This window comes from Saccharothrix australiensis (assembly GCF_003634935.1).
GTDB classification, from domain to species: Bacteria; Actinomycetota; Actinomycetes; order Mycobacteriales; family Pseudonocardiaceae; genus Actinosynnema; species Actinosynnema australiense.
On record NZ_RBXO01000001.1, the window covers coordinates 6,448,784 to 6,471,644 of the forward strand.

A 22,861-nucleotide genomic window follows, 5' to 3' on the forward strand; every position below is an offset into this window, starting at 1 on the left:
CGCCCCGCGTCATCCGAGAACGGGATATCGACCTACCCCGGATGGGGTACCCCCACCAACCCCCCAACCCCCGCCCCCGACCCCCACCCGTCGGGCCCGGCGACCGGAAGGTCCCCCGCCGCGGCGGCCTCTTCCGTGCAGTTCGGCACGGCGGCCACGCGGTGTCGGCCGCACCGACACCGCGACCACGCCCACCAGGTGGGATCGCGCTCGGCGGACACACCGACCGCCGCCGCGGGCAGCCGCCCGATCGGGCGTGGCGGCGGTCGGGGTGGGGGTCAGGCGTGTGCCAAAGGCTCCTTGTCCGTCGTCACGTCGAGTTCGCCCGCCGCCGGCACCGGGATCTTCGGCACGGGCGCGAACGGGCGGCCCACCTGCACCCCGAGGACGTGCGCCCGGTGGTCGGTGAGGCTGGGCGTCGCCGACGCCGGGTTCGGCTCGACGGTGATGGTGAAGCTGTTCTTCGAGGTGTCCCGCTCGAACTTCGCCTTCTTGTAGTGGTTGTTCGCCGAGCTCAACGGGATGCCGAACAGGGACACGACGAGGTCGTCCGACTGGCGCATCTCCTCCGCGGTCTGGTTCCAGGCCGACGTGCTGTAACGGACCTTGATCGACGGCAGGTTGCCCAGCACCAGGCCCTGCTGCACGGCGAAGTTCGCGACCTGCCTGGCCGGGAACCGGTGCAGGTGGAAGCCGGTGACGTCCTCGCCGTCGTTCTCCACCGCCTCGCGCAGCACCGCCGGGTCGAACCAGCCGGTCGAGCCGTCGTCCGACAGCGGCGCGGGGGTGAACTGCACGAAGGAGAGCCCCTTGAAGGACACGTCGATCTCGACCGAGGTGTGCTCCGCGGCGAACTTGTCGAGGGTGTAGCTCGCCGAGCTGGTGCCGAGGACCAACAACCCGCTCCACCCGATGATCCCGGCGGCGCGGCCGTCGATGCGCAGGCTGGCCTCACCCAGCCGGTAGTGCTCCGCCGCCACGTGGATGGACACCGACGACGTGCCCTTCTCCAGGTCCGCCCGGATCGCCTTGGGCTCCCGCGTCGGCTTGACCGCGATGCGGTACTTCTTGGACTTCCCGTCCGCGCCCACGGTCTGCATCCCGCCGTTCTCCTTGGACGGGTGCTTGATGTGCTGCATGATGAGGTTCAACCGGGCGCGTGCCGCCAGCTGCTCGTTGATGATCGGCAGCACGTGCTCCAGCCCGTTGAGGTACTCGCACAGCGCGACCAGCAGCCCGTCCGCCTCCGACGGCCGGTTGGGCAGGATCGTCTCCAGGTCGTCGACGCTGCCGGTCCGCAGCCGGAACCGGGGGTTGTCGGCCCACGTCGGGATCTGGTGGTCGAGGATGTAGCCGACCTTCGTCTCGACACCCGCCTCGTCGAGCTGGTCGTCGTCGATCTCGCCGAAGATCCGCTCGTAGTCGGCGACCAGCCGCTGCGCCGCCTCCTGGTTGTCGATCTCGGCCTGGTTCAGCCGCTCCCGCGTCTCGCTGCTCAGCACGAACTGCACGTCCTGGACGTACTCCAGGTACTGGCGACCGAACGACGTGCCGAGCATCCGGTACTCGTCCCCGCTCGCGTCCTTGGGCGCCAGGGTGCTGGTGATGTAGGACCACGCGTGCTCGGTGAAGATGTTCGAGGCGTTCTTGAAGTAGTACGGGAAGCCGCCGAGCGCGCCCACGTCGACCGGGCTCGGGTCGGTGATCTCCGTGAGGTTGCGGGCTTTCACGGCCAGTTCACGGAAGAAGTCCATTTGGGTGACGACGTCGCGGTGCACCATTGTTCTCTCCACTACCGGTAGCTGCGCGGGAAGGAGCGGGTCGCGTAGGGGCAGGGGTGCCCGCACGCCGCGCGGCCGGTGAGGCGCGAGCGGCGGCGCGCCCCGCACGACCAATGCACCACAGTGGAGCGACCGGAGAAACGGGCCGGCCCCGGAATCCCTCCTTGGCGCCGGGAACGCCGCTCGATAGCGCCCGGGCGTCACTGCGCGGAGCCGCGGGCCCCGCGTGGAGCGACACGCGGAAGACTCCGGCGCGTTTCCCGTTCCGGCGGGCCACGTGGGGTCGTTCCCGCGACGCGGACCACCGGCGGGCAGCGGCGACGGGAGGCCACCGCTGCCCGCCGGCGCCCCGGTTCAGACCCGGGTCATGGCGGACCGGTACCCGCCACCGCCGGGGTAGGTCCACTCGCCGACCACCGAGGTGCCGTCGGCGTCGAACGTGCCCCGGTAGAAGGCCGGGCTGCCCTTCGCGCCGCCCCAGATGGTCAGCGTGTCCCCGACCAGCTCGTAGGTGTAGTCGAGGGTGTTGCCGGTCGAGTCGTAGAACCGGGAGACCACGTCCGCGCCGACGGGTTCGCCGAACGGCCGCAGGTTGCCGATCACCTCCAGCCCGGTGACCGGCTGACCGGACTGCGTCAGCTCCACGTGCTGGAGCAGGAAGAAACCGCCGGGCATCCACTCGTACCGCACGGTCCCCTCGACGCCGCCGGTCACCGCCCAGGTGCCCACCAGCCGGTCCAGTGCCCGCAGCCCGGCGCTCGGCCGGGTCGTCGTCTCGGTCATGTCGTCCTCCTCGGATCGGGTCGTTCGCCGTAACCTCGGAGCCGCCGCCACGCCCTCGACACCCGATCCACGTGACGCACACCACATCCGGGTCGTGTCGAGATCCGCGGGTCCGCGACGTGGTCGCGGCGGGCGCCCGTCCCGCCCGCGCCGCGCACCGCCGGCCGGGCACGACCGAGGAAGAGGAACCGCCGTGAAGTACCTGCTGCTCAGCTACACCCCGGCCGCCGCGTGGGACGCCGACACCGCCAACACGCCCTCCGCGGAGGCGCTGGCCGCGTTCGCCTGGTACCAGGAGTTCGAGCGGGAACTGGTCGAGAGCGGCGAGTTCGTCACCAGCGCGGGACTCGGCCACCCCGCGGTCGGCACCACGGTCCGCAGGACGCCCGCCGGCGTGGAGGCGACCGACGGGCCGTTCGCCGAGCTGAAGGAGGTCCTGGCGAGCTTCGCCGTGGTCGACGTCGCCGGCCACGAGCGCGCCGTCGAGATCGCCGCGCGCATCGTCGACGCGCTGGGCGAACCGATCGAGGTCCGCCCGATCATGGGCGCGGACTTCACGGCGTGAGCGACGGCCCCGGAGACGGCGTGCGCGACGGCGTGGCCGGCCACGTTCGCGTCGACGGCGTCGACGACCGCGCCGCGACGACCCTGGAGGACGTGCTGCGCGCCGAGGCGCCGCAGGTGCTCGGCGCGCTGGTGCGGCGGTTCGGCCGGTTCGACGTCGCCGAGGACGCGGTGCAGGAGGCGCTGCTCGCCGCCGGCCGCACGTGGCCCGCCGACGGCGTGCCGGAGAACCCGCGCGGCTGGCTGATCCGCATCGGCTACCGCAAGATGGTCGACCTGCTCCGCGCCGACCAGGCCCGGCGCAGGCGCGAACGGGAAGCCGGCCTCGCCGAGTCGGCCGTGCACGACCCCGCGCGCCACGCCGGCCCGCCACCGGACACCGACGACAGCCTCACCCTGCTGCTGCTGTGCTGCCACCCCGCCCTGTCGACCACCTCCCGCGTGGCCCTCACGCTGCGCGCGGTGGGTGGCCTGACCACCGCCGAGATCGCCCACGCGCACGGCGTCCCGGAGAACACGATGGGCACGCGGATCAGCCGCGCCAAGCAGCGGCTCGCCCGCGCGGGCGCCCGCTTCACCCCGCCGACCGACGACGCCGACCTGGCCGACCGGCTGGCCGCCGTCGCGCAGGTGCTGTACCTGGTCTTCAACGAGGGCTACACGACCTCGGCAGGCGACCGGCTCAGCCGCGTCGACCTGACCCGCGAGGCGATCCGGCTCACCCGGATGCTCCGCGACACCCTGCCGCCCGACGACGCGATGGCCGCCGAGGTGACCGGTCTGCTGGCGCTGATGCTGCTCACCGAGGCGCGGCAGCCGGCCCGCACCGGCGACGACGGCCGGCTGGTGCCGTTGGACGAGCAGGACCGCACGCGGTGGCACGCCGGGCTCATCCGCGAGGGGACCGCGTTGCTGGACGGCGTCCGGCACCAGCGCGCGATCGGCCCGTACCGGTTGCAGGCCATGATCGCGGCCGCGCACGCCACCGCCGAGTCGCCCGAGCGGACGGACTGGCCGCGGATCGCGGTGCTCTACCTGTGGCTCGAACGGCTCTCCCCCACCGCGCCGGTCCGGCTCAGCCGGGTCGTCGCGGTGTCCAGGGCGTACGGCCCCGAACGCGGGCTGGCGCTGCTCGACGACCTCAACCGACGCCACCACCTGGACCGCGATCCCCTCACCCGCCAACGGGAACGCGCCGTCCGCGCCCACCTGCTCCAGCTGACCGGCGCCCCGGCCGAGGCGGCCGCCCGCTACCGCGAGGCAGCCGCCCTCACCGACAACCACGTCGAGCAGCGGTACCTGCGCGAGCGGGCCGACCACCTCGACCCGCCGGGTGACCGGTGAAGCCGGCGCGTGACCGGCGACGACGGGAAACCGTTGCCAGAGCACCACTTCACCGGCGCGGCAGCACCACGGCCGGGACAGCGGGAACGACCGCACGCTGACCTCCTCGACCGGCAACGGGACCGGCGACCCGCCGGACCGGCGCCCGCGGGTGGCGAGGTCCAGCTCGACGTCACCGACCCGCGGCACGCCCGGCCGGAGCCTCCAGCCCGGCTCTGGAGGGACTCGGCCGTCCGGACCTCGTCCTCGACCACGAGCAGTAGCACACCCGACACCCCACGGACACCGGGTGACCCGATCGAGGACGGATCGCGTCCCGCCCGGCGGCCCGACCGCCGAGGACCGATCGCGGTGACGGCCGGTCGCCGCCGTCACGCCTTCGCGTGAGCGCGCGTCACCGGTGCGGTGAAGGTGCTTCCGCTGCCGCCCGTGCCGGGACGACGCTGGGTCCGGCGCCACCGGTGGACCGCCTGGAACCCGCACTCCGAGGTGAGGAGACCTTGAGATGAGAACCACGTCCGCCGCTGTGGGAGCGGTGCTCGCCGCCGTGCTCCTGGTGATCGGCCCGGCGCCCGCGAACGCGGCGCCGCCGGGGCCTGCCGCGTCGCCCGAACGGGACGAGGACGTCGCCGCGATGGCCGACCGGTTCGCCGTGACGCTGACCGCCGAGCCGCGCTACCGGCTCGGCGAGCCGATCGCGCTCGCCTTCGGCCTGCGCAACCCGTCCGGGCAGGACTACTCCGTGCTGGCCTGGCACACCCCGCTGGACAACCCCGACCAGGAGGTGTTCGACTACCTGCGGGTCCGGCACGGCGACCGCGAGCTGCCCTACGAGGGGCGGCGGATCAAGCGCGGCGACCCGGGGCCGTCGGCATACCGGCTCGTCCGCGCCGGGGAGACGCTGCGCTCGACGGTCGACGTGTCGACCTCGTACGCGATCACCGAGCCCGGCGTCTACACGGTCACCCTGGCCACGCGCCTGGGTGACGTGGTCAGCGGCCCGACGCCCGCGGCGCGCACCACGGGCGAGTTCACGGGCGTCGACCTGGCCGAGGTGTCGGTGACGTTCGAGGTCGTGGCCGGCGGGCCGCCACGCCTGCCGCTGTCCGCGGGGCCGGCCGACGAACCGGGCGAGCCGGAGGGCCGCGTCGACGTGGCCGCCGCCAAGGACCCGAAGTTCTCGGGCGGGACCGCGGCGCGGAAGAAGCAGACCAAGAAGGCGCACCAGGACGCGTACAAGTACGCGGTGGCTTCGACCAACGCGCTGCCGAATCCTCCGCCCAAGCCCATCACCCAGCGGTACGTGACGTGGTTCGGCGCGTACGACGACGCGCGCTACGCGACGGCGCGCAGCCACTTCACCAAGATCCGCGGCCACTTGGAGAACGTGGTGGTCACCTACTACCTCGAACCGCCCAAGTGCGACCCGTCGACCTACGCCTACGTCTACCCGAGCGATTCGACCAAGCTGTACCTCTGCTCGGAGTTCTGGAAGGCGCCCGCGCTCGGCACGAACTCCAAGGCGGGCACCGTGATCCACGAGATGAGCCACTACAACGTCAACGGCGGCACCCAGGACTACGCGTACGGGCAGGCCGCGTGCAAGGCGCTGGCCAAGGACAAGCCGGCCAAGGCCGTGATGAACGCCGACAACCACGAGTACTTCGCGGAGTCCATCAGCGTCTAGCCGCCGATTCCGGCCGGCCGCGACCCCGGGGCCGGCCCCGGCGACGCCGCACCGCGATCGGCGAACAGCCGGCCGGCGGGCCTACGACGTGGCCGTCCCACCCGTGCGCGCACGGGTGGGACGGCGTCGAGCAGCGGCAACAGCCGGGTGATGTCATCGCGGTCGGCGCCGGTGGGCGTCACGGCCAAGGGCGCGCCGCCGCCGTCGGTGATCAGGTGGTGCGTGGAGCCCGTCCGGGCGCGGCCACACCCCGCGTCGGTCCGGTCCCGCAACCCCGAAAGGTCGCTGCCGCAGCGGCATCCGCTCGCGCGGCAGGAGCGTCAGGTCGACCTGCGCTTCCGCCGGCATGCCCACGGCCCACCGGGCGGTCCGCCCACCGGCGCCCGGCGCCAGTGCCCCCGTCATCGCCGCTTGTCCGGGTCGTCGCTGTTCCTGCCGGTCACTTGAGGTGCTTGTCGAACCAGTCGATCGGGATGCCGGGGTGCTCGGCGAAGTAGTTGTAGCCGTCGAAGCGGCGGTCGGTGCCGCGGATCCAGTGCAGGTCCTTGTCGGCGACCGGCAGCGCGTCGTAGATGGCCTGGACGTCGTCGGGGCGGGTCATGGTGTCGTCGTGGACCTGGGCGACGAGCGTGGGCACCGTGATCGCGTGGACGTGGCGGAGCGGGGTCTGCTCGTCGAGGTGGAACCCGGTCCGCTCGTGCACGGCCTGGTCGAACTTCGCAAAGCCGTCGGCCATTCCGATGCCCTCGACGAACCGCTCGACGACCGGGCGGGCCGAGACCGGCTGCAGCATGACCAGGGCCTGGATCCCGGTGAACTTTTCGGGGTGGCGGGACCAGGCGACGGCGGTCGAGTCGGCGCCGAGGCACACCGACAGGAGCACCTTGCGCATGTCCTTGGTGTCGGGGCGCGCGGCGGCGTAGCGCAGGGAGCCGATCACGTCCCGGTACTCGAGCAGGCCGATACCCGCGATCCCGCCGTTGCCCTGGCCGCTCAGGCCGTGGTTGCGCATGTCGTAGGCGAGGATGTTGTAACCGGCGTCGTGCAGCGCCCGGTACTCGGGCAGGAAGTTCACCTCGAAACCGCCCAGGCCGCCGAACTCGGGCAGGTGACCCGGGTACCCGTAGCGGTTGCCGGGCAGGAAGTGGTTGTGGATCACCAGCTTGTCCGAGTCGGCCGGGATGAACCAGCCCTCCAGCGGCACGCCGTCCATGGACGGGAAGGTGACGTCCTGGTAGGACAGGCCCACCTCGTCCGGGCGACGCAGCACCGGTGCGCGGCGCCCTCCAGTCGTGCCCGTGGTCCACAGCTGGACGAAGTTGTCGAACGCCTCCCGCACCTTGTCGTTCCCCATGGGACTCCATCTCCTCTCGCTGGGGTGGCCATTCGGGCTACCCGCAATCAATGGTGGCGACCCGCTCGACGGGCTACAACGGACAGTCCCTTCCCGGGGACAGTGCCATCCTGGGAAGGATTCTTCCCAGGCGCACGACGCGCACCGCTGCGACACTGAGGCGCATGTCCGGCAGCGACGCGCACCGCAGCGAGCTGGGGGAGTTCCTCAAGGCCCGCCGCGCCGAGCTGAGCCCACGGCAAGCGGGCCTGCCCGAGACCGGGACCGTGCGGCGGGTGCCGGGCCTGCGCCGCGAAGAGGTCGCCCAACTCGCCGCGATCAGCACCGACTACTACACTCGCCTGGAACAGGGTCGCGTCCCGGCCTCGGCTGCGGTGCTCGACGCCCTGGCACGCGCGCTGCGCCTCGACGACGACCAGCGGGAGTACCTCGCCGAGCTGGCCGGCAAGGACGTCCTCCGGCCACGGCGCCGCGCCCGGCAGACCGTCCAGCCGACCCTGCGGCGGCTGCTCGACGAGCTGCGCGGCATTCCCGCGATCGTGCTGGGGCGACGCATGGACATCGTGGCCTGGAATCCGCTCGCCGCCGCCCTCATCACCGACTTCGGGCAGATCCCGGACAAGCAGCGCAACTACCTCCGACTCATGTTCACCGACCCCGCCATGCGGGCCCTCTACACCGACTGGGAGGCCGTGGCCCACACCTGTGTGGCGCTGCTGCGCAGGGAAGCCGCGACCTACCCCGACGACCCGCAGTTGATCGCGCTGGTAGGAGAGCTGTCCGTGCAGGACCCGCGGTTCCGCCAGTGGTGGGCGGCCCACCACGTCGTGGGCAGACGCATCGGCACCAAGACCCTCCGGCACCCCGTGGTGGGCGACGTCACCCTCGACTGGGACACGCTCACCTGCACCGCCGACCCCGAACAGCAACTCATCACCTGGACCGCCGAACCCGGCACGCCCGCCGACGACAAGCTCAGGATCCTCGCCTCCTGGACCACCACCCACCACCAGGGAACCCCGCCCGCCGTGCCGGCCAATCAGCCACCGGACCCGCGGAAGGACGGTTGAGCATCTCCGCGGTGGGAAGGCCGGCGGCGGACGCCATCGGCAGGGCAAGGGGCTCGTGGAAGCAGGGGTCGGACCACGTCGGCGGCCGCTGCCGACGTGCGATGGGTCCCCGCTTCGAGCGCTCGCGTCACCCGAGCCGGACTCTTGCCACCCAACGTGCCGTCGAAGCTTTCCTGCCGACCGCACGGCCCGCGACGCGGCGGTCATCCCGCTCGACGAGGCACGGCAACGCCGCCGGCAGCGCATACACGAGAACGCGGAACAGGACCGTCGCCCATCGGGGTGGCGGTCCCGTTCCGCGTTCTCATGGGGTGCCCCCGGTGCGACTCGAACGCACACTGGACGGATTTTGAGTCCGCTGCCTCTGCCGATTGGGCTACGGGGGCGTGGGTGAGCACTCTACTGGATCAGGCGGACGGACCGCCGCGTACCCCTCGGGCGCGGCGGCCCGGTCCACGTCGACCGTAACCGAGCGGGCCGCGCGGGGTGGATTACGAGCGGACCAGGCGGCCGATCGCCGCGGACGCCTCGGCGATCTTCTCGTCGGCCACCTGGCCGCCCTCGGCCGCCGCCTGGGCCACGCAGTGCTTCAGGTGCTCGTCCAGCAGGCCGAGCGACACCGCCTGGAGCGCCTTCGTCGCCGCCGAGATCTGGGTCAGGACGTCGATGCAGTACTCGTCGTTCTCGACCATGCGCTGGAGGCCCCGGACCTGACCCTCGATGCGGCGCAGGCGCTTGAGGTAGGCGTCCTTGTCCCCTGTGTAACCGTGCATCGCGCGCTCCCGGCCTTCCCTACCCTGGGCGGGTATCCCGCACCCCAGGATAGGCCACCCGTCCGGGTGTGACGGGCACCACCTGTGGCCGGCCAGGGTGTCCTCACATTTCAGGACCACTGGTTTAGCCCGCGAAATGACCCGTCCGGGGGCATCAGTCACATTTTCGCGTCGAAAGGTTAGGCGATATTCCTTCCGTGCACTATGGTGACGTCCGAAGCGTGTGGCGCAGATACTACGACGGCAACACGCGCTATGCGAGCACACACGGAGGAACAGTGGCACAGCAGACCGTCGTCCAACTCATCGACGACCTCGACGGCAGCGAAGCCGCCGAGACCGTGACCTTCGCGCTGGACGGTGTGGAGTACTCCATCGACCTCTCCAAGGACAATGCGGACAAGCTCCGCGAGTCCCTGGCCGACTTCGTCGCCAAGGCGCGCCGCGCCGGCGGGCGCAAGCAGCGCAAGGGTAGCGGCAAGAGCACGGTAAAGGCTGGTGACAAGGCCCAGGCGCAGGCCATTCGAGACTGGGCGCGGGCGCAGGGTCACCAGATCTCCGACCGGGGCCGCATTCCCCAGGGCCTGGTCGTGCAGTTCCAGGAAGCGCACGCCTCCTGACCGCACCCGGCGTGTTTCCCCCGCGGTCGCCGACAAACCGGCCGCGGGGGAAACCCCCGGACGCCGCAGGTCAGGCGGGTCGGGCGGCCGCCGGGCGGCGGGCATTCACGCCCGGCCTGGAAACGCCGAGCCCAGCAGCCTGAGCAGGGCCGTCGCCTTGACGGCGGTCTCCTCGAATTCCTCGGCCGGGTCGGACAGGGCGATGACCGCCCCGCCCACGCCGAAACTCACCTTGTCCAGGTCCGCCACCAGCGTCCGGATGACGATGCTGAAGTCGGCCGTTCCGGACAGGGAGAAGTAACCCAGGGCACCGGAGTAGACACCCCGCGGCCCGGCTTCCAGCCCGTCGATGATCTGCATTGTCCGGATCTTGGGCGCGCCGGTCATCGAGCCGCCGGGGAACGCCGCCCTAACCGCGGCCACGGCCGAACTGCCGGCCCGAAGTCTCGCCCGAACGGTGCTGACGAGCTGGTGCACGGTCGCGTAGCTCTCCACGGCGAACAGCCTGGGCACCTCGACGCTGCCGACTTCCGCGCAATGGCCCAGATCATTGCGGACGAGGTCCACGATCATCAGGTTCTCGGCGCGGTCCTTGGGGCTGGTGGCCAAGCCCGCGCGCAAAGCCTCGTCGGCCTCGGCCGTCGCGCCGCGCGGCCGCGTACCCTTGATTGGCTCCGATTCCACGACACCCCGTCGGTCCACCCGGATGAACCGCTCGGGGGAAGTGCTGAGCACCGACAGCGCGTCGAAACGGAGCAACGCGCCGAACGGGGCCGGGCTTTCCGCACGCAGGAACCGGTACGCCTGCCACGGGTCGACCGCGCCGCGCCAGGTCACCGCGTTCGTCAGGCACACCTCGTAACTCTCACCCGCCGTGATGGCCTCCTGGCACGCGTCCACCAGTTTGAGGTATTGCGCCCGGTCGTGCCGCAGCCGCACGGACCCCGCCGCCGCGACCACCCCTGGCGGCTCCGCGCGGGGCGCGTCGAACGCCTCCAGGAACGCCGCCGTGCGGTCCAGCCAGCCGTCCGAGCCGGTCAGCGCCACCAGGTGGACGGACCGCTCCAGGTGGTCGAAGACGAGCGCCCGGTCGGCGAACACGAACGCCGCGTCCGGCTGCTCCGAGCGGTGCGCCGCCGCGCCGCCGCACTCGGCCTTCAGCTCGTACCCGAGGTACCCGACCCAGCCGAGGGCGAAGTCGAACGGCACGTCGGGGGCGATCACCCGGTTGGCCGCCAGGTCGGCCTCCAGCCAGTCCAGGAACGGCCCGTCGAACGACTCGCCGCCGACGGTGACCCGGCCGGTCCCCACGTCGTAGGTGGCGACCCGCGCCAGCGGGCCGCTCGCGTCGCCCATGATCGAGAACCGGCCCCGCTCACCCACCAGGCTGCTGTCGAGCCAGAACGCCGTCGGCGACGACCCGTACAGCGCGTGGAACACCTGTTCCGGGTCGGGGTGCAGGTCCAGCCGCCGCACGGTCACCTCGTGCGCGGCCGTCCCACGCGCGGTGACCCCGCGCCCGGTCTCCCCGCTCCCGGTCTCCGCGCGCCCGGCCGCCGGGGGCGCGAACGGCTCGGCGACGCCCGCGCCGCCCCCGCTGAGGTCCCGGAAGTTCGCCAGCAGCTCGTGCCCGAACCCGGTCCGGATCGACTCGGGGTGGAACTGGACGCCCCACGCCGGCCGTGACCGGTGTCGCACGCCCATCAGCACCCCGTCGGACGCCGACCACGCCACGGGCTCCACCGAGTCCGGCAGCGCGGTCACGGCCAGCGAGTGGTACCGCACGACCGGCAACGGCGAGGGCAGCCCGGCGAACAGGTCCGCCCCGGTGTGCCGGACCCGGTCGACCACGCCGTGCCGGGGCGGCACCAGCTCGACGGTCCCGCCGTGGGCGAGGCACAACCCCTGGTGGCCGAGGCACACGCCGAGCAGCGGCAGGTCGCCGTGGTCGAGCACCGCGCGGCACAGGCCGAGGTCGGCGGGCTCGTGCGGGCGGCCGGGACCGGGCGAGAGCACCACGTTGTCGAACCGACGCAGGTCGGACAGCCGGAACCGCGGGTCGTCGTTGACGATGACGACCGGCTCGCGCCCGTTCACCTGTGCGAGGTACTGGAACAGGTTGAACGTGAACGAGTCGTGGTTGTCGATGAGCAGGGTCCGCATGACAGCACGGAACGTTACCTGCCGAGCCACCCGGACGGAGTACTCCGGAGAGGCGCCCCGCGGTCCCGCGCGGTACGGGGTGGTCACGCTCGCGGGCGTCCGGACGGTTGCACGGCACGTGGACGGTTCGTGGAGACTTGGCATCACCGAGGTACGGGGAGGCCGGGTCTTGTTCATCGTGCTGTTCGGCGCCGTGATGGGCGCGATCCACTACTACGTGTGGCGGCGGGCCGTCCGCGACACCACCGCTCCCGGCCGTGCGCGGCGCGTGGGCACCGGTGTCGTCGTGGTGTTGTTCGCGCTGCTCGTGGCCGGGCTGGTGATCCGGTCGCCCGTGGTGGCGTGGCCCGGTTACGTGTGGCTGGCGTGCGCCTTCTACCTGGCGATCGCGTTCGGGCTGCTCGAAGTCCCCCGTGCGCTGCTGCACCGGGCGGCGCGCCGGAAGGCGGCGCGCCCCGACCTCGCGCCCCCGGCGGACCTGGCGGCGCCCGCCTCCGGGGACCTCGCGCCGGTGGCGGCCGGGGATGGCGCGGCGGGTGCGCGTGCCGCCGACGGGACCACCCGGAACAGGACCGGCACCGGCAGGACGGGCACCGACGGGACGGGCACCGAGGGGAAGACCCCGGTCGTCGACGGGACGGCCGCGGGTCGGGCCCCGCGCGGGACCGCCGGACCGGCCGACCCGGACCGGCGGCTGTTCCTCGCCCGCTCGCTGGCCGTGGTCGGCGGCGTGGCGGCGGCGGGCGTCGTCGGGTACGGCGCGACGCAGGCCCTGGGCGACCCGCTCGTCAAGCGGGTGCCCGTCACCCTCGCCAAGCTCGACCCGCGCCTCACCGGCTACCGCATCGCCGTGGTGAGCGACATCCACCTGGGCCCGCTGCTGGGCCGCGCGCACACCGAGCGGATCGTGCGGATGATCAACGAGCAGCAGCCGGACCTGGTGGCGATCGTCGGCGACCTGGTCGACGGCACGGTGGCGGAGCTGGGCGAGGCGGCGGCCCCGCTGCGCGACCTGGTGAGCACGCACGGCGCGTTCTTCGTCACCGGCAACCACGAGTACTACTCCGGGGCGGAGCCGTGGCTGGCCGAGCTGGACCGGCTCGACGTGCACCCGCTGCGCAACGAGCGGCTGCGCGTCGAGCGGGCCGGCGCGGCGTTCGACCTCGCCGGGGTGAACGACGTCGCGGGCGCGAACTTCGCCGACGGCCCGGACTTCGCGCGCGCCCTGGCCGGGCGGGACGAGCGCGACCCGGTGGTGCTGCTGGCGCACCAGCCGGTGCAGGCGCACGAGGCCGCGCGGCACGGCGTGGACCTCCAGCTGTCCGGCCACACGCACGGCGGCCAGATGTTCCCGTTCCACCTCGCCGTCGGCCTCCAGCAGCCGGTGCGCAGCGGGCTGGCCGAGGTCGACGGCACGCAGGTCTACACCAGCAACGGCGCCGGGTTCTGGGGTCCGCCGGTCCGGGTGGGCGCTCCGCCCGACATCACGGTGGTGGAGCTGCGTCACAACTTCGCCCGCCGATAGCGTGTTCTTCACCCGGACCGCTTAGAGTGGACGGCCGTGCCAGGACACGGTTGCGGAGGGGGACCCCTAGCGAGATGAAGACGAGCTTTGCCGGCCGACGGCTCCACCACGAGGCAACAGCTCGTATTCGTCGTTTCCTGGACCATGAGCGACCCGACACCCCGTGCCTGGTCATCGACCTGCCCACGGTGCGCGACCGGTTCACCGCGATCCGTGACGCGCTGCCCGGCGTGGGCGTCTTCTACGCGGTGAAGGCCAATCCGACGCCCGAGGTGGTCGAGCTGCTGGCCGCCGAGGGGTCGTGCTTCGACGTCGCGAGCCCCAACGAGATCGACCTGTGCCTGGCGCGCGGTGCCCGGCCGGAGGCGATCTCCTACAGCAACCCCATCAAGAAGGCCCGCGACATCGCCCACGCCCACGAGCGCGGCGTGCGGCTGTTCGTGTCCGACAGCGAGCACGACGTGCGCGCGATCGCCGAGCACGCGCCGGGCGCGTCCGTGCTGCTGCGCATCCTGGTGGAAACCAAGGGTTCCACCTACCCGTTCGGCAAGAAGTTCGGGTGCTCCCCCGAGATGGCCGCGGACCTGCTGCGCCTCTCGGGCGAACTGGGCCTGGTGCCGCTGGGCGTGGCGTTCCACGCCGGTTCGCAGCAGCTCGACCCGAACGGCTGGGACGGCGCGATCGCCGACGCCGCCGACATCACCGCGAAGCTGCGCGCCGAGGGCGTCGAGCTGTCCACGGTGAACCTGGGCGGCGGCCTGCCCGCGGGCTACCTCGACCCGCTGCCGCCGCTGGCCGAGTACGCCGCCGCCATCACCGCGTCGATCTCCCGCCACTTCGGCGACTTCGCGCCGCGGGTGATGGTCGAGCCCGGCCGCGCGATCGTCGCCGAGGCCGGCGTGCTGCGCTCCGAGGTCGTGCTGGTGTCGCGGAAGTCCTATTCGGACGAACGCCGCTGGGTGTTCCTCGACATCGGCCGCTACGGCGGCCTCGCGGAGACCGAGGGCGAGGCGATCGCCTACCCGCTGCGCACCGGCCGCGCCGGCGCGCCGACCGACCGCGGGCCGGTCGGCCCGGTGGTGATCGCCGGCCCGACGTGCGACGCGGACGACGTGCTGTACCAGGACACCTGCTACGAGCTGCCGCTGGACCTGCGGCCCGGCGACCACGTGGACCTGCTGTGCGCCGGCGCGTACACCGCGAGCTACTCCTCCGTGGCCTTCAACGGGTTCGAGCCGTTGGCCACCTACTGCGTGCGGTGAGCGCGCTCCCCGTTCCACCCGAGCTCCACCCCCTTCAGAAGATGTTTGGAGTGATTGATGTCCGAAGTCCCGTGCGAAACCGAGCCGGTCGGCTTGTTCGCAGGACAGCACGTGCTCGCCGAGCTCGAAGGTGTGAGCCCGGAACTGCTCGACGACGAGCGGTTCCTGCGACACGCGCTCGGTGAGGCGCTCACCCAGGCCGGCGCCACGGTCCTGGAGGTGGTCTCCAAGCAGTTCGAGCCGCAAGGGGTCACCGTGCTGGCCCTGCTGTCGGAATCGCACGCGTCCATCCACACCTACCCCGAGGTCGGGGCGGTGTTCGTGGACGTTTTCACGTGTGGCACGCGCGCCGATCCCGCGCTCGCGGCGCAGTTGCTGGCGGACGCGCTGGGCGCGGGGTCCGCACGGGTGGACATGATCAGCCGGGGCACGCAGGTCCCCGCGCTCGTCGGTGAGGAGAAGTCTTGATCCGCGAACCGCTCGCGGCCGGTCTGACCAGGCTCTGGGACGTCGAGGACGTCGTCGTCGACACCCGGACGAAGTTCCAGCACCTGGTGATCGCCCGCACGTCGCAGGGGTTGTCGCTGTTCTGCGACGACGACCGGCAGAGCACCGAGTTCAGCCAGTTGACCTACCACGAGGCGCTGATGGTGCCCGCGCTGCTGCTCGCCGACCGCGTGGACCGCGTGCTGGTCATCGGGTCGAGCGAGGGCGTGGTGTGCCAGATGGCCGTCGCGGCGGGCGCGTCCGTCGTCGACCACGTCGACATCGACGAAGAAGCCGTGAAGCTGTGCGCGGAGCACCTGCCGTACGGCTACACGGTCGAGGAGCTGGCCGCGGCGGAACGGGGCGAGGGCCCGGTGCGCGTCCGGTACACCGACGGCTGGGAGCACATCCGCACCACGTCCGAGCGCTACGACATCGTCCTGGTGGACCTGCCGGACGAGCGCGAGGAAGAGGCGCAGCACAACCGCCTGTACGGCGAGGAGTTCCTGCGCATGTGCAAGGCGCTCCTCACGCCGGGCGGCGTGGTGGTGACGCAGGCCGGGTGCCAGACCATGTGGCGCAACGGCACGCTGATCCGGTCCTGGCGGCGCTTCAACGACGTGTTCGGCACGGTCGCGTACTACGGCTCGGACGAGCACGAGTGGGCGTACCTGTTCGGGCGCGCCGACGAGGTGGCCGACCCGACCGCGCTGATGACCGAGCGGTTGCCGAAGTGCGGCTACCGGCCGGAGACGATCGACGACCTGGCGCTGCTGGGCAACTCGATCCCGCCGTACCAGGTGCGGCGGTCGCTCGCCTGACCTGTTCGGCGGAGGCCCGTTCCCCGTTGCGGCGCAAGGGGGAACGGGCCTCTCCCGTGCTCAGCCCAGGGACCGCTTCAGGAACTCCACCTGGAGCAGCAGCAGGTTCTCCGCCACCTGCTCCTGCGGCGTCATGTGCGTGACGCCGGACAGCGGCAGCACGGTGTGCGGCCGGCCGGCCGCCAGCAGCGCCGACGACAGGCGCAGCGTGTGCGCCGCCACGACGTTGTCGTCCGCCAGGCCGTGCACGATCATCAGCGGGCGCTCCAGCGCGGGCGCGTCGGCGATCAGCGAGTTCGCGTCGTACACCTCGGGCCGCTCGTCCGGGTGCCCCAGGTACCGCTCGGTGTAGTGGGTGTCGTAGAGCCGCCAGTCGGTGACCGGCGCGCCCGCGATGCCCGCGTGGAACACGTCCGGGCGGCGCAGCACGGCCAGCGCCGACAGGTAGCCGCCGTAGGACCAGCCCCGGATGGCGACCCTGGTCAGGTCCAGGTCGGGCTCCCGCGCGGCGACGGCGTGCAGCGCGTCGACCTGGTCGTCCAGCGTGGCGCCCGCGAAGTCGAACGCGATGGCCCGCTCCCACTCCGGCCCGCGGCCGGGCGTGCCGCGGCCGTCCACCACGAGCACCGCGAAGCCCTGGTCCGCCAACCACTGCGAGGCCAGGTAGGCGTTGCGGGCGCTGAGCACCCGCTGGGCGTGCGGCCCGCCGTACGGGTCGAGCAGCACGGGGAGCTTCGTGCCCGCGACGTGGCCGGCGGGGAACAGCAGCGCGGCGCGCAGGCCGCGCTCGCCGACGGTCAGCAGCCGCACGTCCGGGGTGAGCACCGGCGTCTCGGCGAACGAGGCGATCTCCCCGCCGGTCGACACGGTGGTCCTCGCGCCGAAGTGCCCGAGCCCGCTGGAGGACAGGACCGTGACGTCGCCGCCGCGCACCGCGCCGTGCACACCGTCCTCAGTGGACACGCGCTCGACACCGCCCGCCGTCACGCGGTACACGTGCACCTGGGTCGGGTCGTCGGTGGACGCGGTGACCAGGACGTCGGCGGCGACGTCGAGCACCGCGCGCACCTGGAAGCCGTCCGGCGTCCACACCTCGTCGCCCACCAGCAGCCGGTTCGCGCCGTCGACCGGCAGCACCCGCAGCAGCCGGCCGTCCGGCGTCCACGCCGGCGCGCCGGGCACGATCTCCAGCCAGTGCGGGTCGGTGTCGTCGGCGACCACCTCGACCCCGTCCGGTCCCGCGGCGAGGACCTGGACGCGGCGCTGGTCGCGGGACTGCACCTGGAGCAGCGGGCGGCCGTGCGCGGACCAGTTCGCCGTCGTCAGGTACGGGAAGGCGGCGCGGTCCCACTCGACCGGCTCGCGGCCGCCGTCCAGGCCGAGCACGAAGACCTCGACGACCGCGTTGGCCGTGCCCGCCGCCGGGTAGGCGATCTCGGCGGCCGGCGTCGCCGGGTTGGCGGGGTCGGCGATGTGCCAGCGCGCCACCGGCGCGTTGTCCACCCGCGCGGCCAGCACGTGCTCGCCGTCCGGGGAGAACCAGTAGCCGCGGAAGCGGCTCATCTCCTCGGCCGCGATGAACTCGGCCAGGCCCCACGTGACGTCCGGCCCGTTCGGCTCGGCGAGCGCCCGGTCCTCGCCGGACTCCAGGTCCACGACGTGCAGCGCGCCGTTCGCGACGTACCCGACCCGGCGGCCGGTCGGGTCCGGCCGGGGGTCGACGACGCTGCCGCCGGCCGGCAGCTCGCGCACCGAGCCGGACGCCAGCTCGACCACGAACAGCCGCCCGGACAAGGCGAACGCGGCTCGCGTCACGTCGGTGTCCGTGGCGTACCCGACGATGCCCGCGGCCTGCTCGCGGGTGCGCTCGCGCCGCGCCCGCTCCTCCGGCGACAGGTCCTCCGGGTCGGTGAGCAGCGTGTTCGGGTCCACCAGCAGCCGCTCGGCGCCGGTGGCGGTGTCGAACGCCCACAGGCCGTTCGCCCGGCTCGTGGCCGCGGCGGTGCGCAGGAAGTACACGTGGCCGCCGTCGGGTGTGACGGTGAAGGTCCGCGGAGCCCCGAGGGTGAACCGCTGGGTGCGCGCGTGCTGGCGCGGGAAGGAGGTCTCGTTGCCCACGGGCACACCTTATGTCCTGGTCGCCGACGCCTCCACGAACGTCCTCCGGCGCGGTCGGCCGTCCGCGCGCCGCCGTCCGGATCGGCGTCCGCACGGGTGGACGTGCGCGTGGCCCCCGTCCGGCGTCCACACAGGACGCGTGGTCACGACGGCCCGGTCCGCCGGCGGGTCCCGCCCGTCGGATCGCGTCCCGGCGGGACGACGCGGCGCGCCGACCCCTCCCGACCAGGTCGCGGAGCGAGGCGACAGGCGGTGATGTCAGTCACTGACATCACTCGGATACAGGTTCCCCCGAAAACACGACATCGCCGCGGAGCCGACGCGCTGCCGCCTGAGGGTCCCGGCGCGCCCGACCCCTGTCCCGGACCCCGCGCCGAACCGGCCCTACGACGTGCGCGTGGTGGTCGGTACAGCGATCGACGGACCGAGGAGGAGTTGACCGTGATCCGACGCAACCGCATCGCCGTCGCCGTCGCGGGCGGCTTGGCGGCCGTGCTCGCGCTGGTCGTCTGGAATCCCGGCGCCGTGGGCGTGCGGGACGCGAGCACCGCGCGGACCGGTCCGGTGGACGCCGCCGCCCGCGCCGGCTACCCCGACGCCCCGGCCGCGCCTGCCGCCACGACCCCCGCCGGCCGCACCGCGCCGCGACCCGCCGCGCCCGAAACCGCCGCGCCGCGACCCGACGTGCCGGGAGCCGCGCGGCAACCCGCCGCGACCCGGTCCGGCGCGCCCGAACCCGCCGCCGCACCGGCCGAAGCACCCCCGGTGACGCTCGTGGCGAAGAGCGTGCCGAAGATGGGCGAGGTCGTGCCGGACGGCGCGGGCCGCACCCTGTACCGGTTCGACAAGGACTCCCTCGACCGGCGTGATCCCCCCGCCGGACCCCCTCGAACGGCGTGATCCCCCCGCCCGAAGGGCGATGCGCACCCCTCGAACGGCGTGGTCCCCCGGCTCGGTGCCGAGCCGGGGGACCACGCCTGCCGCGAGGAGCCTTACAGCGACGGGTACAGCGGGTGCTTGGCCGCCAGCACCTCGACCCGCGCGCGGAGGTCCGCCAGGTCCGGCGACGGCTGGAGCGCCGCCGCGATGATGTCGGCCACCTCGGTGAAGTCCGCCGCGCCGAACCCGCGCGTGGCCAGCGCGGGCGTGCCGATCCGCAGGCCCGAGGTCACCATCGGCGGGCGCGGGTCGTTCGGGACCGCGTTGCGGTTGACCGTGATGCCCACCTCGTGCAGGCGGTCCTCGGCCTGCTTGCCGTCCAGCTCGGAGTCCACCAGGTCGACCAGCACCAGGTGGACGTCCGTGCCGCCGGTCAGCACCTTCACGCCGGCCGCCGCCGCGTCGGGCCGCGACAGCCGGTCGGCGAGGATGCGCGCGCCCTCGACGGTGCGGCGCTGGCGGTCGGCGAACTCCGGCGACGCGGCGTGCTTGAACGCCACCGCCTTGCCCGCGATCACGTGCTCCAGCGGCCCGCCCTGCTGGCCGGGGAACACCGCCGAGTTGATCTTCTTGGCGAGGTCGGCGTCGTTGGTCAGGATCACGCCGCCGCGCGGGCCGCCCAGCGTCTTGTGCGTCGTCGTGGTGACGACGTGCGCGTGCGGCACCGGGCTCGGGTGCAGGCCGGCCGCGACCAGGCCCGCGAAGTGCGCCATGTCCACCATGAGGTAGGCGTCGACCGAGTCGGCGATCCGCCGGAACTCCGCGAAGTCCAGCTGCCGGGGGTAGGCCGACCAGCCCGCGACGATCAGCTTCGGCCGGTGCTCGGCGGCCAGCCGCTCCACCTCGGCCATGTCCACCCGACCGTCCACATCGGACACGTGGTACGGCACCACGTCGTACAGCTTGCCCGAGAAGTTGATCCGCATGCCGTGCGTGAGGTGCCCGCCGTGCGCCAGGTCCAGCCCGAGGATGGTGTCGCCGGGCTTGAGCAGGGCGAACATGGCGCACGCGTTGGCCTGCGCGCCCGAGTGCGGCTGCACGTTCGCGAACGCCGCCCCGAACAGCTCCTTCACCCGCGAGATCGCCAGTCGCTCGATGACGTCGACGTGCTCGCACCCGCCGTAGTAGCGCCGGCCGGGGTAGCCCTCGGCGTACTTGTTGGTCAGCACCGAGCCCTGCGCCTGGAGCACCGACACCGGGGTGAAGTTCTCGGAGGCGATCATCTCCAGGGTGCCCTGCTGCCGGCCGAGCTCGGCGGCGACGGCCTCGGCGACCTCCGGGTCGAACTCCGCGAGGGAGGTGTTGAAGTGCTCGGACATGTGGTCTCCCTACGAGTTGCGCTTGTAGAACGGCAGCGCGACGACTTCCACGGGCTCCTGCCTGCCCCGGATGTCGACGGCCAGCTCGGTGCCGGGCTCGGCGTGCGCGGGCGGCACGTAGGCCAGGGCCACGGAGTAGCCCAGCGTCGGCGACAGCGCGCCGCTGGTCACCTCCCCGATGACCGCGCCCGCCGCGTCCAGCACCGCGTAGCCGTGCCGGGGCGCGCGGCGGGACGTCGTCTTCAGGCCGACCAGGCGGGCGTCCACGCCCTGCTCCGCGACCGCCGCCAGGGCGTCCCGGCCGACGAAGTCCTCGGGCTTGTCCAGCTTCACGACCCGGCCCAGGTTCGCGTGGTACGGGGTGCGCGCGGCGGTCAGCTCGTTGCCGTACAGCGGCATCCCGGCCTCCAGGCGCAGCGTGTCGCGGCAGCCGAGGCCGGCGGGCTTGAGGTCGTGCGGCGCGCCCGCGGCCAGCAGCGCGCCCCACACGTGCGGCGCGTCGGCGGGCGCGAGGAACAGCTCGAACCCGTCCTCGCCGGTGTAGCCGGTGCGGGCGAGCAGCGCGGGCCTGCCCGCCACCTCGGTCGGGTAGGACGCGTAGTACTTCACCGCCGCGAGGTCGGTGCCGGTCAGGCCGGCCAGGATCGCGGTCGCCTTCGGGCCCTGCACGGCCAGCAGCGCGTAGTCGGCGGAGCGGTCCTCGACCGCGGCGTCGTAGCCCTTCGCCCGCGCGACCAGCTCCTCGTGCACCGCCGCCGCGTTCGACGCGTTCGCGACGACCAGGTACTCCTGCTCGCCGGTGCGGTAGACGATCAGGTCGTCGAGCACGCCGCCGTCGGCCGCGCAGATCATGGTGTAGCGGGCGCGGCCGACGCCGATCGCGGACGCGTGGCCGACCAGCGCGTGGTCCAGCGCGCGGCCCGCCTCCGGCCCGGTGAGCACGATCTCGCCCATGTGGGTCAGGTCGAACAGGCCCGCCGAGGTGCGCACGGCGTGGTGCTCGGCGAGTTCGCTGTCGTAGCGCAGCGGCATCCGCCAGCCCGCGAAGTCGGTGAACTGGGCGCCCAGCGCCTCGTGCTCGGCGTGCAGCGGCGTCCGGCGGGTTTCCACGGGGTCCTCCCTGGTGGCGGGCACGGCAGTGACGCCGACCTGGTCGGTCGGCCTGCCGCTACGAAGGATGACACGGTCCATCGGGAGACTCCTCGCCTGAGTGAGCCTCCCCCTCTGTCATGGGCCTGAGAGCTTCGCCGCGGTAGCGCGGCTTGCACCGTGGGCGAGGCGTGCTGCCTGCTTTCCAGAGTTGCCTTCGTCGGGCGGTAGCTGTGCCTGAGAGATTCCGGGGAGGAGTTGCTCCTTCGGCGCCCCTGGTGGGGACTCTCCCGCGCGACATCGACGGCCGTGTTCAGTTGGTACCGCCAGACGCTAGGCGGGCCCGGCGGGCGCGGTCAACCGGGAGCCGGTCACAGGGCGCGTTCCGCCCGGACGCTCTCGACGACCTTGCGCTCGGCGTAGAACGACACGAACGGGATGGTGCCCGCCAGCAGCACCAGCGCGGTGCCCTTGAGCGACCAGCGCGCCTTGAGCGCCAGGTCGACGGTGAGGACCAGGTAGATGGCGTAGAGGAACCCGTGGACGGGGCCGACGACCGCCATCATGCCGGGGTTGTCGCCGAGGTACTTGACGAACATGGCGACCACGAGCCCGAGCAGGCCGACACCGACCACGTAAGCCATGAACCGGAACCGGCCCAACGCACCGCTCATCGCCCTACCGACCTGCCTTCGCTCACCGCTGGTCCCGCGCGTGGAGTTCCCGGAGGTAGCGGTTGTACGCCGCCAGCTCGTCGTCCTCGTCGTCGTGCGCGGGTGTCCTGACGGCGTCCACGGTAACCACCCGCTCGGTGATCACCCGTTCCGGGGCGGCCGGCGCGGGTCCGGGCGCGGCGTCGCCCGCGTCGCGGCGGGCGGCGAGCCTGCGCATCCGCCACACCATGAACGCGGGGAACAGGCCGAACAGCGGCCACTGGAAGACGTACCCGAGGTTCTGCCACGTGCCGCCCGCCTCGGAGAACCGCTCCCACTGCCAGTAGGCCAGGCCGCAGCACACGACGAGCGACAGCAGGCACACGACCGCGATGGCCAGCGGTGTCCCGAGGCGGCGCGCGGTGGTGCGGGCCTCGACGTCACCGGCCTCGACGTCACCGGCCTCGACGTCACCGGCCTCGACGTCACCGGCCTCGACGTCACCGGTCC

The 22,861-nt window shown here is 72.8% G+C and carries 20 protein-coding genes, 1 tRNA gene and 2 riboswitches; of the genes, 10 read left to right on the forward strand and 11 right to left on the reverse strand.

From position 1 onward, the window contains the following. Nucleotides 1-278: 278 nt before the first annotated feature. Entirely contained in the window at nt 279-1,781 is a 1,503-nt protein-coding gene (locus C8E97_RS27200) for a hypothetical protein (protein ID WP_121008259.1), read from the reverse strand. Nucleotides 1,782-2,135: 354 nt separating this feature from the next. After that, complete coding sequence (locus tag C8E97_RS27205; protein WP_121008260.1) at nt 2,136-2,564, reverse strand: hypothetical protein; 429 nt, start codon at nt 2,562-2,564, stop codon at nt 2,136-2,138. 193 nt (nt 2,565-2,757) lie between these two features. Between C8E97_RS27205 and C8E97_RS27210 the strand changes: the two genes are divergently transcribed. From C8E97_RS27210 to C8E97_RS27220, 3 genes are all read left to right on the forward strand, one after another. Further along, a complete protein-coding gene (locus tag C8E97_RS27210) occupies nt 2,758-3,129 on the forward strand; it encodes a YciI family protein (RefSeq protein ID WP_121008261.1) in 372 nt (123 codons plus the stop codon). Between the two features lie 83 nt (nt 3,130-3,212). Then, on the forward strand, nt 3,213-4,472 hold the full coding sequence (locus tag C8E97_RS27215; protein ID WP_211347289.1) for an RNA polymerase sigma factor: 1,260 nt from the start codon (nt 3,213-3,215) through the stop codon (nt 4,470-4,472). Nucleotides 4,473-4,977: 505 nt separating this feature from the next. Further along, nucleotides 4,978-6,159, forward strand: a complete 1,182-nt coding sequence (locus C8E97_RS27220; RefSeq protein ID WP_121008263.1) for a M35 family metallo-endopeptidase — start codon at nt 4,978-4,980, stop codon at nt 6,157-6,159. Nucleotides 6,160-6,598: 439 nt separating this feature from the next. Here C8E97_RS27220 and C8E97_RS27230 read toward each other — a convergent pair whose 3' ends face one another. Next, nucleotides 6,599-7,513: an alpha/beta hydrolase family protein gene (locus tag C8E97_RS27230; protein ID WP_121008264.1), complete on the reverse strand. Its 915-nt coding sequence runs from the start codon at nt 7,511-7,513 to the stop codon at nt 6,599-6,601. Nucleotides 7,514-7,677: 164 nt separating this feature from the next. On the opposite strand from C8E97_RS27230, the gene C8E97_RS27235 reads away from it, so the two are divergent. Next, nucleotides 7,678-8,583: a helix-turn-helix domain-containing protein gene (locus C8E97_RS27235; RefSeq protein ID WP_121008265.1), complete on the forward strand. Its 906-nt coding sequence runs from the start codon at nt 7,678-7,680 to the stop codon at nt 8,581-8,583. 312 nt (nt 8,584-8,895) lie between these two features. On the opposite strand, the gene C8E97_RS27240 is transcribed toward C8E97_RS27235, so the two are convergent. Further along, nucleotides 8,896-8,969 (reverse strand) — tRNA-Leu (locus C8E97_RS27240). 105 nt (nt 8,970-9,074) lie between these two features. Beyond that, nucleotides 9,075-9,356, reverse strand: coding sequence for a metal-sensitive transcriptional regulator (locus C8E97_RS27245; RefSeq protein ID WP_121008266.1), 282 nt, complete (start codon nt 9,354-9,356; stop codon nt 9,075-9,077). 278 nt (nt 9,357-9,634) lie between these two features. Here C8E97_RS27245 and C8E97_RS27250 point away from each other — a divergent pair, with 278 nt between their 5' ends. Further along, complete coding sequence (locus C8E97_RS27250; protein ID WP_121008267.1) at nt 9,635-9,976, forward strand: histone-like nucleoid-structuring protein Lsr2; 342 nt, start codon at nt 9,635-9,637, stop codon at nt 9,974-9,976. Between the two features lie 105 nt (nt 9,977-10,081). Here C8E97_RS27250 and pabB read toward each other — a convergent pair whose 3' ends face one another. After that, nucleotides 10,082-12,139 (reverse strand): aminodeoxychorismate synthase component I, encoded by a 2,058-nt coding sequence (gene pabB, locus C8E97_RS27255; RefSeq protein WP_121008268.1) that lies wholly within the window; start codon nt 12,137-12,139, stop codon nt 10,082-10,084. A gap of 178 nt (nt 12,140-12,317) precedes the next feature. On the opposite strand from pabB, the gene C8E97_RS27260 reads away from it, so the two are divergent. From C8E97_RS27260 to C8E97_RS27275, 4 genes are all read left to right on the forward strand, one after another. Continuing rightward, nucleotides 12,318-13,664, forward strand: a complete 1,347-nt coding sequence (locus C8E97_RS27260; protein ID WP_342776278.1) for a metallophosphoesterase — start codon at nt 12,318-12,320, stop codon at nt 13,662-13,664. 74 nt (nt 13,665-13,738) lie between these two features. Further along, nucleotides 13,739-14,926, forward strand: coding sequence for a type III PLP-dependent enzyme (locus C8E97_RS27265; protein ID WP_121008269.1), 1,188 nt, complete (start codon nt 13,739-13,741; stop codon nt 14,924-14,926). A gap of 57 nt (nt 14,927-14,983) precedes the next feature. Further along, nucleotides 14,984-15,394: an adenosylmethionine decarboxylase gene (speD, locus tag C8E97_RS27270; protein ID WP_121008270.1), complete on the forward strand. Its 411-nt coding sequence runs from the start codon at nt 14,984-14,986 to the stop codon at nt 15,392-15,394. Then, on the forward strand, nt 15,391-16,233 hold the full coding sequence (locus C8E97_RS27275) for a spermidine synthase (RefSeq protein WP_121008271.1): 843 nt from the start codon (nt 15,391-15,393) through the stop codon (nt 16,231-16,233). The genes speD and C8E97_RS27275 overlap by 4 nt, the downstream gene beginning before the upstream one ends. 60 nt (nt 16,234-16,293) lie before the next feature. Here the strand turns inward: C8E97_RS27275 and C8E97_RS27280 are convergent, their stop codons facing one another. After that, entirely contained in the window at nt 16,294-18,351 is a 2,058-nt protein-coding gene (locus C8E97_RS27280; protein WP_121012517.1) for a S9 family peptidase, read from the reverse strand. A 441-nt stretch (nt 18,352-18,792) separates the two neighbouring features. On the opposite strand from C8E97_RS27280, the gene C8E97_RS27285 reads away from it, so the two are divergent. Continuing rightward, complete coding sequence (locus tag C8E97_RS27285) at nt 18,793-19,251, forward strand: hypothetical protein (protein ID WP_147455252.1); 459 nt, start codon at nt 18,793-18,795, stop codon at nt 19,249-19,251. Nucleotides 19,252-19,343: 92 nt separating this feature from the next. Here the strand turns inward: C8E97_RS27285 and glyA are convergent, their stop codons facing one another. The 4 genes from glyA to C8E97_RS27305 all read right to left on the reverse strand — a co-directional run bounded on the left by glyA (nt 19,344) and on the right by C8E97_RS27305 (nt 22,751). Next, entirely contained in the window at nt 19,344-20,609 is a 1,266-nt protein-coding gene (glyA, locus tag C8E97_RS27290; protein WP_121008273.1) for a serine hydroxymethyltransferase, read from the reverse strand. A 9-nt stretch (nt 20,610-20,618) separates the two neighbouring features. After that, nucleotides 20,619-21,719, reverse strand: a complete 1,101-nt coding sequence (gene gcvT / locus C8E97_RS27295) for a glycine cleavage system aminomethyltransferase GcvT (RefSeq protein WP_246019428.1) — start codon at nt 21,717-21,719, stop codon at nt 20,619-20,621. 107 nt (nt 21,720-21,826) lie between these two features. Next, nucleotides 21,827-21,912: riboswitch (glycine riboswitch) on the reverse strand. Between the two features lies 1 nt (nt 21,913). Then, nucleotides 21,914-22,001, reverse strand: a riboswitch (glycine riboswitch). 68 nt (nt 22,002-22,069) lie between these two features. Then, nucleotides 22,070-22,372 carry a DUF3817 domain-containing protein gene (locus C8E97_RS27300; RefSeq protein ID WP_121008275.1) on the reverse strand — a complete coding sequence of 101 codons (303 nt, stop codon included), beginning with the start codon at nt 22,370-22,372 and terminating at the stop codon, nt 22,070-22,072. Between the two features lie 22 nt (nt 22,373-22,394). Continuing rightward, nucleotides 22,395-22,751: a hypothetical protein gene (locus C8E97_RS27305; RefSeq protein ID WP_121012519.1), complete on the reverse strand. Its 357-nt coding sequence runs from the start codon at nt 22,749-22,751 to the stop codon at nt 22,395-22,397. Between the last annotated feature and the right edge of the window lie 110 nt (nt 22,752-22,861).

Coding starts and splice junctions, on each gene's coding strand:
- C8E97_RS27200 (WP_121008259.1), bottom strand. CDS start 1,781: ATGGTGCACCGCGACGTCGTCACCCAAATGGACTTCTTCCGTGAACTG.
- C8E97_RS27205 (WP_121008260.1), bottom strand. CDS start 2,564: ATGACCGAGACGACGACCCGGCCGAGCGCCGGGCTGCGGGCACTGGAC.
- C8E97_RS27220 (WP_121008263.1), top strand. CDS start 4,978: ATGAGAACCACGTCCGCCGCTGTGGGAGCGGTGCTCGCCGCCGTGCTC.
- C8E97_RS27230 (WP_121008264.1), bottom strand. CDS start 7,513: ATGGGGAACGACAAGGTGCGGGAGGCGTTCGACAACTTCGTCCAGCTG.
- C8E97_RS27235 (WP_121008265.1), top strand. CDS start 7,678: ATGTCCGGCAGCGACGCGCACCGCAGCGAGCTGGGGGAGTTCCTCAAG.
- C8E97_RS27245 (WP_121008266.1), bottom strand. CDS start 9,356: ATGCACGGTTACACAGGGGACAAGGACGCCTACCTCAAGCGCCTGCGC.
- pabB (WP_121008268.1), bottom strand. CDS start 12,139: ATGCGGACCCTGCTCATCGACAACCACGACTCGTTCACGTTCAACCTG.
- C8E97_RS27265 (WP_121008269.1), top strand. CDS start 13,739: ATGAAGACGAGCTTTGCCGGCCGACGGCTCCACCACGAGGCAACAGCT.
- speD (WP_121008270.1), top strand. CDS start 14,984: ATGTCCGAAGTCCCGTGCGAAACCGAGCCGGTCGGCTTGTTCGCAGGA.
- glyA (WP_121008273.1), bottom strand. CDS start 20,609: ATGTCCGAGCACTTCAACACCTCCCTCGCGGAGTTCGACCCGGAGGTC.
- C8E97_RS27300 (WP_121008275.1), bottom strand. CDS start 22,372: ATGAGCGGTGCGTTGGGCCGGTTCCGGTTCATGGCTTACGTGGTCGGT.